Annotated in this window: 10 protein-coding genes; 6 read left to right on the top strand and 4 right to left on the bottom strand. The window is 70.3% G+C overall.

Features of this window, described 5'->3' with window-relative positions:
• Nucleotides 1-182: 182 nt before the first annotated feature.
• Nucleotides 183-2,321 (bottom strand): DUF6541 family protein, encoded by a 2,139-nt coding sequence (locus tag ACIA8L_RS48490; RefSeq protein WP_395915843.1) that lies wholly within the window; start codon nt 2,319-2,321, stop codon nt 183-185.
• Nucleotides 2,322-2,387: 66 nt separating this feature from the next.
• On the bottom strand, nt 2,388-3,155 hold the full coding sequence (locus ACIA8L_RS48495; RefSeq protein ID WP_395915844.1) for an endo alpha-1,4 polygalactosaminidase: 768 nt from the start codon (nt 3,153-3,155) through the stop codon (nt 2,388-2,390).
• A gap of 142 nt (nt 3,156-3,297) precedes the next feature.
• Here ACIA8L_RS48495 and ACIA8L_RS48500 point away from each other — a divergent pair, with 142 nt between their 5' ends.
• From ACIA8L_RS48500 to ACIA8L_RS48525, 6 genes are all read left to right on the top strand, one after another.
• Nucleotides 3,298-5,067 carry a proline--tRNA ligase gene (locus tag ACIA8L_RS48500; protein WP_395915845.1) on the top strand — a complete coding sequence of 590 codons (1,770 nt, stop codon included), beginning with the start codon at nt 3,298-3,300 and terminating at the stop codon, nt 5,065-5,067.
• A 148-nt stretch (nt 5,068-5,215) separates the two neighbouring features.
• Nucleotides 5,216-5,845, top strand: a complete 630-nt coding sequence (locus ACIA8L_RS48505; protein ID WP_395915846.1) for a septal ring lytic transglycosylase RlpA family protein — start codon at nt 5,216-5,218, stop codon at nt 5,843-5,845.
• A gap of 66 nt (nt 5,846-5,911) precedes the next feature.
• Complete coding sequence (locus ACIA8L_RS48510) at nt 5,912-7,018, top strand: PP2C family protein-serine/threonine phosphatase (RefSeq protein ID WP_395915847.1); 1,107 nt, start codon at nt 5,912-5,914, stop codon at nt 7,016-7,018.
• Between the two features lie 280 nt (nt 7,019-7,298).
• Nucleotides 7,299-7,433 carry a hypothetical protein gene (locus ACIA8L_RS48515; RefSeq protein ID WP_395915849.1) on the top strand — a complete coding sequence of 45 codons (135 nt, stop codon included), beginning with the start codon at nt 7,299-7,301 and terminating at the stop codon, nt 7,431-7,433.
• Nucleotides 7,434-9,512: 2,079 nt separating this feature from the next.
• On the top strand, nt 9,513-9,893 hold the full coding sequence (locus tag ACIA8L_RS48520; RefSeq protein ID WP_395915851.1) for a hypothetical protein: 381 nt from the start codon (nt 9,513-9,515) through the stop codon (nt 9,891-9,893).
• A complete protein-coding gene (locus ACIA8L_RS48525) occupies nt 9,866-11,728 on the top strand; it encodes an NHL domain-containing thioredoxin family protein (RefSeq protein ID WP_395915852.1) in 1,863 nt (620 codons plus the stop codon). The genes ACIA8L_RS48520 and ACIA8L_RS48525 overlap by 28 nt, the downstream gene beginning before the upstream one ends.
• On the opposite strand, the gene ACIA8L_RS48530 is transcribed toward ACIA8L_RS48525, so the two are convergent.
• Entirely contained in the window at nt 11,678-11,929 is a 252-nt protein-coding gene (locus ACIA8L_RS48530; RefSeq protein ID WP_395915854.1) for a helix-turn-helix domain-containing protein, read from the bottom strand. The two genes, ACIA8L_RS48525 and ACIA8L_RS48530, sit on opposite strands and share 51 nt — an antisense overlap.
• A complete protein-coding gene (locus ACIA8L_RS48535; RefSeq protein ID WP_395915855.1) occupies nt 11,930-12,514 on the bottom strand; it encodes a DUF2975 domain-containing protein in 585 nt (194 codons plus the stop codon).
• Nucleotides 12,515-12,534: the final 20 nt, after the last annotated feature.

Consider the following 12,534-nt stretch of genomic DNA (forward strand, 5'->3'; position numbering starts at 1 on the left):
CGGTGCGGTGCGGTGCGGTGCGGTGCGGTGCGGTGCGGTGCGGTGCGGTGCGGTGCGGTGCGGTGCGGTGCGGTGCGGTGCGGTGCGGTGCGGTGTGGACGGTCCGCGCCGCCCGGGCGGTGTGGAGTGGGCGGGGCGGCGCGGCGCGGAGTGGGGCGGGGCGGGGCGGGGCGGAGGGGGGTTTAGGGGTTGGCGGTGATTGAGCGGACGTCCCAGAGGTACACGCCGTCGACGATTTGGGCTGGGGGGGCGTCGGGGGAGACCAGCTTGTCGATGGTCTCGCGCAGGACCTTCTCGTTGTAGTAGCCGACCGGCATCACCAGGTTGGTCGCCTTCCAGTGCCGGATGTCGGCGCGGAAGTCGGCGCGCTGCTCCTCGGTCGGCGTCGGAGATGTGCGCATGCGCAGCACGCCGTTGAGGTAGATGACGGTGTCGCGGTAGCCGGGGCCGAAGTGTGCGTACTTGTCGTCGGGCTCGGTGTCGTTGGGCCCGAGGAAGTAGCCGCCGGTCAGTTTCACCTCGAAGTTGGTCTCGGTCGACCAGCGCATCATCTTGATGTTGTCGTCCCAGCCGCCCGGGAGTGGAGCCACGACCGGGTGGGGCGGGAGCTTGGTGCGCCAGTTGCCGTTGGTGAACAGGGCCGGGATCGGCGGGCGGCCGTCGGCGGGCTGCGGCGTCGGGAACAGCGGCACCAGCGCGACCAGCAGCGCCACCGCCCAGACGAGCGCCAGGCGCGGGCTGCGGCTCGGGACCGGTCCGGCACCCCTGACCGGGCGCACCGGCGGCTGCGTCTGATCCGAACGCCCGAAGGACCGGCCGGAGACGTCTCGCCCGGAGCTGTCCAACCCGGAACCGTCGCGCCCGTCACCGGTCGCGGCGGCCGGATCGTCTGTTGAAGTCGATGGGGCACCGATTGACATCGTCGAGGTGGATGCGGCACCGGCCGAAGCGGTCGAGGCCGAGGAGTCGCCCGCGTAGGCCGGGACCGAGGAGCCGCCCGTTGAGGCCGACGAATCACCCGCGGCGGTCGCCGAGTCGCCGCCGGAGCTGGAGCCGCCGACCAGGGCCGGCTCGGGCTCGCGGGGCGGGACCGCGGTGGCGGCCGGCGCGTCGGCCGCGACCGGGCGGAGGCGCTCGACGACCAGCTTGTCGACCATCAGGGCCAGGCCGACGCCGATGCACACCGTGGTGATCAGGGCCAGCCGGGTCGGCACCACCGAGTCGAACAGCGGCAGGGCGCTGATCCACTTCCACGGACCGTGGAAGTTGGTGCGGTCGACGCCGTCGACGCGGATGACGTCGCCGAGCGAGCAGATCGCGAACACGACGCCGGTGATGGCCAGGGCCCGGGAGAGCCGGCTGCGCCACAAGAAGATCGTGCCGGCCAGCATGACCAGGATGAGCGGCCAGCCGAAGAAGCTGTTCTCCTCGCTGGCGTTGCCCTTGTTGAGCCGGGAGGCCTCGGCGACGTCGCCGGCGATCGAGTAGCGGCCGAATGCGACGTAGGACTTCGCGTCGAGGTTGATCGCGCGCACCCCGGCGTCGAGGCCGCTGTAGTGCTGCGGCCCGGTGAACTGGAAATACAGCGGGTAGGCGAGCACCACCCCGGCCACCAGCAGCGTCACGCCGCACTTGGGCGCCATCACCTTGGCGTAGCCGAGCAGGTCCCGCCACGGCACGTAGGCCAGGATGAACACGGCCAGGGCCATCGCGGTGAAGAACAGCATCTCCTCGTTGATGCCGGCCTGCAGCACCACGAGGACGGCCAGCCAGATGCCCTGCCGCCAGGTGTTGCCGGGCTCCTTCATGCGGAAGACCACGGCGATGATCAGCGGGATGAAGTATTGCCCGGCGATGTTGGGGTGCCCGGCGATGTGCGACATCATGGCCGGCGCGAAGCCCAGGAACGCGGCGCCGACGAAGGCGGCCAGCTTGGACCGGCCGAAGTGGCGGCTGAGCACGTAATACCAGGCGCAGGCGGTGCCGGCCAGGGCCAGCGTCGAGATGATCACGAAGGTCACGCCGGGGCCGAGCCACAGCGTGATCGGGGTCAGCGGCAGCGCCAGGGTGAGGATCGACGTGTTGGCCATCAGGTTGACGCCGAGCGGGTAGTTGACGTCGTCCGAGAAGAACGGCGACTCACCCTTGGTGAACAGCTCCGTGGCGTGGGTCAGGATCCACTCGAAGTTGAAGCTGTCCTGGAAGTTGAGCGTCAGATAGCGCCCGTTGGGGTCCATCCAGAGGCGGCCCAGGATGTAGACGGCACCCAGGACGAAGCTCAAGTAGACGAGCGCGTCGACGTTCCTTCCCCGAATCCTCACGCCGGGAAGTGTAGGCGAGGGGTGTGACAAGTCCAGAAATCCGCAGGTCAGGGCCGGGAAAGCGGGCTAGCAGGCGGCCCGGAAGGCGTCCAGGGCCAGCTTCTTGCGGATGTTGCTGAACTTGAGCGCGGCCGGGGTCGGGCAGCGGGCGGCGCTGTACTCCACGTGGAAGACCGGCTTGCCGGCGGCGATGAACGGAGCGAGCAGGCCGCACTCCTTGTACTGCGAACACGACTCGTTCACCGCGAAGTCGAACGCCGGCTGGAGCGCCTTGACCTGCTCCAGGTCGTTCTTGAGCCCGACGGCCAGGCCCAGGCCGTGCGCGAGGTCGGCCACCCGGCGGTTGAAGGTCAGCTGGTCGGCCGCGGTCAGCGGGAAGCCGGAGTCATTGGCGTAGCCGTCCATGTTGTCCGGGTCCACCGCGTCGAAGCCCTTGGCCTTGCAGTCGCGGAAGCGGGCGCTCAGGATCGGCTGGAGCGCGGTCCAGTTGCGCACGTCCAGCCACTGCTCGCCGGCCCACCCGTCCAGCGCCTTGCCGCGCACCGCGGCCGGGAACTTCGCGGCGTCGGCCCGCCAGTTCTCGTATGACCCGGCGTCCACGTAGCACACGACCTTCCGCCCGGCCCGGTGCAGCGCCGCGACCTGCGCACTCGTGGAGTCGGCGCCGTCGATGTCGTACACCTGCGCATCGATGCTCGTATCGAGCTTGCCGCTGAACTGCATCTGCCAGCTCAGCCCGACGGTCGGCTTCCACCACGAACTCGCGGCGTCGGCTTGAGTCGCCGGCAGTACCAATGCCAAAGCGGTTAATGCAGTGAACAGCAGTCGGCGCATGGCTCCGATATCGGCCGTCCGGGCGGCGGTGCCGGGTTGAACCCAGGAGGAAGCCGGGTGCGGGATCAGTGCAGTAAAAACCCGGAAGACGCGTTCGGTATCGTCCAATGTGACGGAAACGGCCATAAGAAGGTGGACACAGATGGTCCTGAAGATGTCCTCGCTGTTCCTGCGGACGCTGCGCGAGGATCCTGCCGACGCCGAGGTCACCAGCCACAAGTTGCTGGTCCGTGCGGGCTACGTGCGCCGCGTCGCGCCGGGCATCTTCACCATGCTGCCGATGGGCCTGCGCGTGCTGCGCAACGTCGAGCGGGTGATCCGCGAGGAGATGGACGCGATGGGCGGCCAGGAGCTCACGTTCCCGGCGCTGCTGCCGCGCGAGCCCTACGAGGCGACGGGGCGCTGGACGGAGTACGGCGCCAACCTGTTCCGCCTCAAGGACCGCCGCCAGAACGACTACCTGCTCGGGCCCACGCACGAGGAGATGTTCACGCTGACGGTCAAGGACCTGTGCTCCTCGTACAAGGACCTGCCGCTCACGCTGTACCAGATCCAGTCGAAGTTCCGGGACGAGGCGCGTCCGCGGGCCGGCATTCTGCGTGGCCGCGAGTTCGTCATGAAGGATTCGTACTCCTTCGACATCGACGACGACGGCCTGCGCGCCGCGTACGGGCACCACCGCGCGGCCTACATCAAGATCTTTGATCGGCTCGGCCTCGACTACGTCATCTGCTCCGCGATGAGCGGCGCGATGGGCGGCAGCGCCTCGGAGGAGTTCCTCGCCAACTGCGAGATCGGCGAGGACACGTTCGTGCGCTGCGTCAACGGCGACTACGCGGCCAACGTCGAGGCGGTCACCACCCCGCCGCCCGCCGCGCTGGAGATCGCGGGGCAGCCCGCGGCCCGGGTCGCCGACACGCCCGACACGCCGACGATCGACACGCTGGTCGACCTGTTCAACGAGCGCACCGACCTCCAGCGCGCCGACCGGCAGTGGGCCGCCGCCGACACGCTCAAGAACGTCCTGCTCATGCTGACCCTGCCCGACGGCAAGCGCGAGCCCCTCGCCATCGGCGTGCCCGGTGACCGTGAGGTCGACCTGCGCCGCGTCGAGGCGGTCGTGTCGCCGGCCGAGGTGGCGCCGATGACGGAGGCGGAGTTCGCGCAGCACCCGGCGCTGGTGAAGGGGTACATCGGGCCCGGCGTGCTGGGGGAGAAGAACTCCTCGGGCATCCGCTACCTCGTCGACCCCCGCGTCGTCGAGGGCACGAGCTGGATCACCGGCGCCGACGAGCCCGGCAAGCACGTCGTGAACCTGGTGGCCGGCCGCGACTTCACGCCCGACGGCACCATCGAGGCGGTCAAGATCGTCGACGGCGACATCTGCCCGGTCGACGGCGGCCGCCTGGAGCAGGCCCGGGGCATCGAGATCGGGCACATCTTCCAGCTCGGCCGCAAGTACGCCCAGGCGCTCGGCCTCACCGTCCTGGACCAGAACGGCAAGGCGCAGGTCGTGACGATGGGCTCCTACGGCGTCGGGGTCACTCGCGCGGTCGCGGTGGTTGCCGAGCAGACGGCCGACGAGCGCGGCCTGTGCTGGCCCCGGGAGCTCTCACCGGCCGACGTGCACGTGGTCGCGGCCGGCAAGACGGACGAGATCAAGAACGGGGCCGCGAAGCTGGCCGCCGACCTCGAGGCGGCCGGGCTGACCGTGCTGCTGGACGACCGCAAGGACGTCTCGCCGGGCGTGAAGTTCAACGACTCCGAGCTGATCGGCGTGCCCACGATCGTCGTGGTCGGCAAGCGGCTGGCCGACGGTGTCGTGGAGATCCGCGACCGCAAGTCGGGCGAAAAGTCGGAAATCGCGGCGGACGGCGCCGTTTCGCAGATTGTGGCGGCGGTTCACGCGTAGCTTTCATAGGGTCGGCCGAACGGCTTGTCGACAGATCAGCCGTTCGGCCGGAACTATCGGGGCAAAACCGTACAGGAGCCGCGCTTCGGTTTGACTCCCGGCCGGGAGGGGCGGCTACGTTCGGTCGCGGCCTTGCTGTCGACGAAGGGTGCAGACGTTGTCCGGCCGACATTCATTCGTCAGTCGCCGTCACCTCATCCCATTGATCGCCGGGTCCGTCGCCGTCGTTGCTCTGGTCGGCGGGGCGATTGCGACAGTCAATATGGGCTCCGACGATCCCAAGAACGTCGCAGCGGTCGACGCCCCCCGCTCTCCGCAGGATCGAGCGGACCGCGGCGAGCGCCCGTCCCCCTCCGCCGAGCCGAGCACCGCGACGGCCGAAGTTTTGTCGTCTGCGCCGGTCACGGCCTCGCCGACACCCTCCAAGACGCCGTCGAAGAGCCCCAGCAAGACGCCTTCGAAGACGCCCACCACGAAGGCTCCGGCCGAGGTGGCGAGCAGTGGCGAATGCGAAGTGTCGTACTACGCTGACGGGCAGAAGACCGCCAATGGCGAGAACTTCGACCCCAACGGGCTGACGGCGGCTCACAAGACGCTGAAGTTCAACACGATCGTCCGGGTTACAAACCTGGCCAATGGGAAATCCGTCGACGTGCGGATCAACGATCGGGGACCCTTCGTCGCCGGACGCTGTATTGATCTTGCCAAGGGCGCCTTCGTGAAGATCGCTTCGGTGAGTGCCGGAGTGATCGACGCGAAGTATGAGGTACTCAAGTAAGACAAGACCCGGCCGTTTGATGGAACGGCACGGCGGTCGGTTGGTGGCATGCTGTTGGCCGGACCTATGAAACGTCAGCTGCTTCCCGAAGCCCGCGCCGGAGTCGGCGCGGCCTTCGTGCTGCTCGCGCTCGTGCTGACCGCGGAAGTCGCGGACGGCTACCGAGCCGACTACGTGGGCCTCCTCGCGGCCGCGCCGTTCCTGGCCGCCGCGTTCGCCTCGTGGCCGGAGGTGCTCGCCGTCGGCAGCACCTCGACCGTGCTGGCCTTCGTCTTCTGCTTGATCGAGCTGATGCACAACCGCGACCGCGTGCTGGTCCTGATGCTCAACCTGGGCGGCGTCGTGGTGGCCGCGGGCATCGCGTCGGCCGTAGGGGCGATCAGGCAAAGACAGATCGCGCGGTACGCCGAGCTGTCCCACCTTGCTCAGGTCGCCCAGGGCGCCGTGCTGCGGCCGCTGGGCCCCCAGGTCGGCCCGTTGACGGTCGCGGCCCGTTACATCTCCGCCAGCGCCGCCGCCGACATCGGAGGCGACCTCTACGAGGCCCTGGACACCCCCTACGGCGTCCGCATGATCATCGGCGACGTCCGCGGCAAGGGCCTCGAGGCCGTCCGCCTGGCCAGCATCGTCCTGGGCTCCTACCGGCACGTCGCGTTCGAGCGGGCCGACCTGCGCGCGATCGTCGCCGACCTCGACCGGGCCGTGGCCCGCTCGCTCGGCGACGAGGACTTCGTGACCGCCGCCCTGATCGAGGAGCGCGGCGGCACCCTGACGATCGTCAACTGCGGCCACCCGGCCCCGCTGCTGCTCCGCCGCGGCCGAGTGATCCCCCTGGACCCGCCGTCCAACGCACCGCCGCTGGGCTTCATGCCGGTCGTCAAGCCCCGGGTCGAGCGCCTCGAACCCGGCGACCGCCTGCTGTTCTTCACCGATGGCCTTGCCGAGGCGCGCCGCGACGGCCAGTTCTTCCCGACCGCCGAAAGAGCCCAACGCCTTTTGGGTCACGGTACTGTCGCCGACGGCCTCAAGTCGCTGGAGAGCGCCCTGGTCGAGTGGGTCCGCGGCCGGCTCGACGACGACATCGCGTTGGTCCTGGTGGAGTACCAGGGCCTGAAGCCCCAGGCGCAGGTTCCGAGCTGGGAAATCGGCGGCGCGGGGATCGCCTCGTCCTGAGCGTCCGGTTGTGCGGTCGCTTGTTGGTCAGAGGCGCCAGGCGGCGGCGCGGGCAGCGGGTGAGTGCGAGGGCAGGCCAATCCGGGGGAAGTGGCTCGCCGCTGGGCGCCCTCTACCTGTCGTATGGCTGACGAACTGGGCGTTTGCCCTGGTGTTCGCCTACGAATCTTCGGCGGGTGGGCGGCGTCACCCCTTATTTAGTAGAACTGGATCACCTCCGGGGCGTGTAATGAATGTGGAGTAAGTACAGCCCTTACACACCACCCCCAGAGGAGCAGTCATGAGCACCCTGTTCGAGCGCATCAAGGCCCGTCGCGCCGTTGCCCGCCGTGTGAACGCCGTCGAGCGCGCCATCGCCAAGAACCCGTCCGTCGCCCTCCGTGATGAGCTCTACGCCATGATCGATCGCAATTAGGCCCGCCGGCTTTGCGCGCCGCCCCGAAACCGCCCCGGTCCGCTTCCTCCTCGGACCGGGGCGGTTTTGCGTCTCCGGAGAACGGCCGGCGGACCAGGGCGGTTATGGATCTGTTGTCCGGTACTGGTTTGCTTGGCATCCGAACCGACGAACCTCGGTACCGGCTCTGGGATGTGTCACACCCGTCGACTACGGTCGGGGTCTGACCAACAGGAGGCACGCATGACGTCCGACCAGCAGCACCCGTCCGAGCAGCCGGACGAGGCTGCGGCTAGCGCGCCCCCGCCCGGTCGAGCCCCGGCCGTGCGTGCGAAGGCGTCGGTCCCCGTCCCGTCCTCGCCTCCCCCGGTCCCGCCGCAGTCCCACCAAAGCTCGCAAAACGCCCAGCACCCCGACGACCCCGACGACGCCGCCCGCCCGGGGCCGTTCCCGCCCGCCGGCCCGTCCACGCCCCCCGCGCCGCCCGCGCCACCGAGTCCTTACGGCACCCCGCCCGGCCAATTCCCGCCACCGGCCGCGGGCACGTTCCCGCCGCCCGCCGGCTCCTACCCGCCGCCCGGCGAGTACGGCCAGCCCGTGAGCCCACCGCCCGGTCAGTACGGGCAACCCACGAGCGCGCCGCCGAACCAGTACGGGCAGCCGACGAGCGCCCCGCCCGGTCAGTACGGCCAGCCCATCAGCGCACCGCCGGGTCAATACGGACAGCCCACGAGCGCGCCGCCGAACCAGTACGGACAGCCCACGAGCGCGCCGCCCGGCGTGTACGGCCAGCCCGCGAGTGCGCCGCCGAGCCCGTTCGAGCCGCCGTCGAGCCCGCCTCCGCCCCCGCCGCCGGCACCCGCTGCGCCGCAGTTCCCGATGCCGGCCCAGGCCCTGCCGCCGCACCACCCCGTCTCCGGCCCGGGCGCGTCCGGCTCGGCCGGCGTCCCGGGTGCCTCCGGCTCGGCCAGCGTGCCCGGAGCGTCGGGATCGGCGAGCGTCCCCGGTGCGTCGGGGTCGGCCAGCGTGCCTGGAGCGTCGGGGTCGGCGAGCGGGCCTGGCGCGGCCCCGTCGGAAGGCTCCGATCCGCAATGGATGGTGCCCGGCGCTCCGAGCGCCCAAGGCTCATCCGGGTCCGCGAGCGTTCCTGGGCCGTCGGGTTCGGCCCGGGTTCCGGGGGCGAGCGGTTCGGCCAGTGTCTCCGGTGGGACTTACGGATCCGTAAGCGTGCCTGGGCCGCAGTCGGCGCCCACGTCGGGTGCGGCGGCTCCGGGGGGCGGCGCCACGTACGGCTCCGCGAGCGTCCCCACGACCTACGGTCAGCCGGCCGCGCCGCCGCCGGTCACGCCGCCGCCGGCCGCGAGCGCACCCGCTGACCTCCGCGGTCCGGTCGGTAGCTTCCCCGGCTTTACTCCAGCCAATCAGGGGAACCAGAGCCAGACGAACCCGGACAGCCCGTGGAATCAGGGCAATCAGTCCGAAGAGAATCAGGGCAGCCAAGGACACCAGGGCAATCAGGGTCAGAACCCGTGGGCCCCGGCCGTACCGCCGCCGGCCGCTCCGTCCTCCGGCGCCGGTGCTCCGGGCATTTCCGGCTCGGCCCGCGTCCCGACGGGCAGCGCTCGCGTCCCCACCGGCTCCGCTCAGGTGCCGACCGGAAACGCGCAGGTGCCGCCGCCGGCCGCGGCTGCGCCTGAGGTCCCGGCGCCGGTCAACCTCGGTCAGATTCCGCCGGACCCGGGCCCGCGCACGTACGGTGCCCGCGCCTCGGTCTCGGTCCCGCCCGCCACCGACTCCGCCCCACCGACGAGCGCCCCACCGTTCGGCGTTCAACCGGCCAGTGCTCCTCCATACGGCACGCAACCGGCGAGTGCTCCTCCGTACGGCACGCAACCGGCCAGCGCTCCGCCGTTCCCGTCGAGCGCGCCGCCGTTCGGCAACGGTGGCAGCGCAGGAAGTGCGGGCCACGCAGGATTCGCAGGCAACCAGCCGTTCAGCGGGCCCCCGGCGACGGTCGGTGGGACGTATCAGACGTCGGCGCCGCCCGCGACCGGGCAGTACCAGTCCGAGGGTGGACCGCGGTACGGGGACTTGGTCGACATGCCCGGCGCGTACCCGGCGGAGACGCCCCAGGTCGAGGGCGAGCCGATCCCGACGCCGGAGCCGCCGGTCAAGAGCAAGCGCGGGCTGGTCGTCGGGCTGCTGATCGTGGCGGCCGTGTTCCTGGTGGCGGTGGCCGGCACGGCGATCGTGGTGAAGATCAGCAATGCCGGGGGTACCAGTTTCGCCGTCAATTCTTGCGTGAAGCGGGACGGGGACTCGGCGACCGGCGTCGACTGCGGGAACAAGGACGCGTTCCGCATCGTGTCCAAGGTGGACAAGCCGGAGAGCTGCTCCGACGCCGCGCAGCCGTACATCGTGTTGCAGCACAAGGGTGAGAAGGACCAGGTTCTGTGCCTCCGACCGGCCGCCGAGAAGTGAACACGCCAAGGGTCAGGGCACCACAGCTCAAAGGCCGCGGCTGGCTCAACACGAACGGGCAGGAGCTGAGCCTGGCCGACCTGCGCGGCAAGATCGTGCTGCTCGACTTCTGGACCTTCTGCTGCATCAACTGCCTGCACGTGCTGGACGAGCTGCGGCCGCTCGAGGACAAGTACAGCGACGTCCTCGTCACGATCGGCGTGCACAGCCCCAAGTTCGAGCACGAGAAGGACCCGGACGCGCTGGCACAGGCGGTCGAGCGGTATGGCGTCGACCATCCGGTGCTGGACGACCCGGATCTGAACATGTGGCAGCAGTACGCCGCGAAGGCCTGGCCGACGCTCACCGTCGTCGACCCCGAGGGCTACGTCGTGGCGAACATGGCCGGTGAGGGCCACGCCGAAGGGCTCTCCAGGCTCATCGACGAGCTGGTCCAGGTGCACACGGCCAAGGGCACGCTCAGGACGAGTGCCGGCTTCCACGCAGTACAAAACAGTGATCTGACGCTTTTGAGGTTTCCGGGCAAGGCGCTGGCGCTGCCCGACGGGCATTTTCTCGTGTCCGACTCCACGCATCAGTCGGTCGTCGAGCTCGACGGCGACAACGAGACGCTCGTCCGGCGGTTCGGGACGGGCAAGCGCGGGCGCAAGGACGGCACCGAGCCCGAGTTCTCCGAGCCGGGCGGCCTGTGCCTGCTGCCGCCGCACACGGCCGAGATCGCCGGGTATGACGTCGTCGTCGCCGACACCGTCAACCACCTGCTGCGCGGGCTCAACCTGACGACCGGCGAGGTCACGACCGTCGCCGGCAGCGGGCGGCAGTGGCGCGGGACGGTGGACTTCGAGGCGCACGACTCGCTGGTGCTGGATCTTTCCTCGCCGTGGGACGTCGCCTGGTATGACGACCGGGTCGTGATCGCGATGGCCGGCATCCACCAGCTGTGGTGGTTCGACCCGATCAAGCGTACGGCCGGGATGTACGCCGGCACGACCGTCGAGGCGCTCAGGGACGGCCCGCTGCACGAGGTCTGGATGGCGCAGCCGTCCGGGTTGTCCGTCTCACCGGATCAGCGGAAACTCTGGATCGCCGACAGCGAGTCGTCGGCGGTGCGGTGGATCGAGAACGGCGAGATGCACACCGCGGCCGGGCAGGGGCTGTTCGACTTCGGCCACGTGGACGGGCCCGCCGACCAGGCGCTGCTGCAGCATCCGCTCGGCGTGCTGGCGCTGGCCGACGGCAGCGTGCTGGTGGCCGACACGTACAACGGTGCGGTCCGGCGCATCGCCGACAACCGGGTGTCGACGGTCGTCGACGGCCTGGCCGAGCCGAGCGACCTGGTGCTCTCCGCCGACGGCGACATCGTCGTGGTCGAGTCGGGCGCGCACCGGCTGGTCCGGCTGGGCGCGGGCACGCTCGCCGCGGCCGGCATCGACGTGACCGGCGTCCGCCACCGCACCGAGCGCCCGCCGACGATGCTCGCGGCCGGTGCGGTCGAGCTGGATCTGATCTTCACGCCGGCCCCGGGCCAGAAGCTCGACGAGTCGTTCGGCCCGTCGACCCGCCTCGAGGTTTCGGCGTCACCGCCGGAGCTGCTCCTCGAGGGCGCGGGCGTGACGCAGAGCCTCCGACGGCGCCTCATTCTTTCCAAAGACATTGCGGCGGGGGTACTGCAAGTGACGGCGCAGGCCGCCACCTGCGACATCGACGCCGAGTTTCCGGCCTGCCACCTCACCCGGCAGGACTGGGGCGTCCCGATCAGGGTCACCGGCGACGGCGCGGTTCGCCTACCCCTCATCCTCCGGGGCATGGACGCCGAGGCGGCGGACGGAGAGTAGGTCCCCGGGCTGACAGTCCAGTGCCTCGCACAGTGCGGTGAGCGTGCTGAACCGGATGGCCCGGGCCCGGCCGTTCTTCAGGATTGACAGATTGACCACGGTCACGCCGACCTTCTCGGCCAGCTCGGTCAGCGTCATCCCGCGCGCGGCCAGCAGCTGGTCGAGCGCCAGCTCGACCCGGTGATCGTCCTCCGGCGGCAATCAGATCACCGTGTCGAGCTCGGTGCGCATGACCACACCGCGGCGCAGCACCTCGGCCAGCGCCAGCAGCCCGATGCCGATGAGCGGCCAGCTCAGCAGGCCCGGCATGATCGGCAGCCAGAAGCTGATCCCGTGCAGGTCGGCGCTCAGCGTCAGGAACGCCTCGGCGCTCGCCTCGATCAGCACGGCCAGCATCCCGCCGACGCCGGCGATCCACCCGAGCAGCCGCACCCGCCGCACGACGACCTCGTCGAACGGCCCGCCGCGCCGCATCCGCCGCACCACCCGGTGCAGGACGGCCAGCAGTGTCAGCACGACGATCGGGGTCGGCAGCTGGTTGAGCACCCCGAGCAGGGTCTGTGCCCAGGTCGGCCCGTTCATGACCATGTCGATCGAGCCGTCCTCGGTCGACACCAGGCCGCCGGCCCCCATATTCGCCACGCCCGCCATGTCGTTGGGCACCGTCACCGGGATCGGGTCGCGCGTGATCACACCCACGACCGTGGCCACCACCCCGAGCCCGACCACCGCCATCGAGACCACCAACGCGGACTCCAGCTCCACGAACCAGTTCGGTTTCTTCATGTCCCCCGCCTCCATATCGA

Source organism: Dactylosporangium sp. NPDC051541 (assembly GCF_044454505.1).
GTDB lineage: Bacteria > Actinomycetota > Actinomycetes > Mycobacteriales > Micromonosporaceae > Dactylosporangium.

Coding starts and splice junctions, on each gene's coding strand:
- ACIA8L_RS48500 (WP_395915845.1), top strand. CDS start 3,298: ATGGTCCTGAAGATGTCCTCGCTGTTCCTGCGGACGCTGCGCGAGGAT.
- ACIA8L_RS48510 (WP_395915847.1), top strand. CDS start 5,912: ATGAAACGTCAGCTGCTTCCCGAAGCCCGCGCCGGAGTCGGCGCGGCC.
- ACIA8L_RS48495 (WP_395915844.1), bottom strand. CDS start 3,155: ATGCGCCGACTGCTGTTCACTGCATTAACCGCTTTGGCATTGGTACTG.
- ACIA8L_RS48535 (WP_395915855.1), bottom strand. CDS start 12,514: ATGAAGAAACCGAACTGGTTCGTGGAGCTGGAGTCCGCGTTGGTGGTC.
- ACIA8L_RS48515 (WP_395915849.1), top strand. CDS start 7,299: ATGAGCACCCTGTTCGAGCGCATCAAGGCCCGTCGCGCCGTTGCCCGC.
- ACIA8L_RS48520 (WP_395915851.1), top strand. CDS start 9,513: ATGCCCGGCGCGTACCCGGCGGAGACGCCCCAGGTCGAGGGCGAGCCG.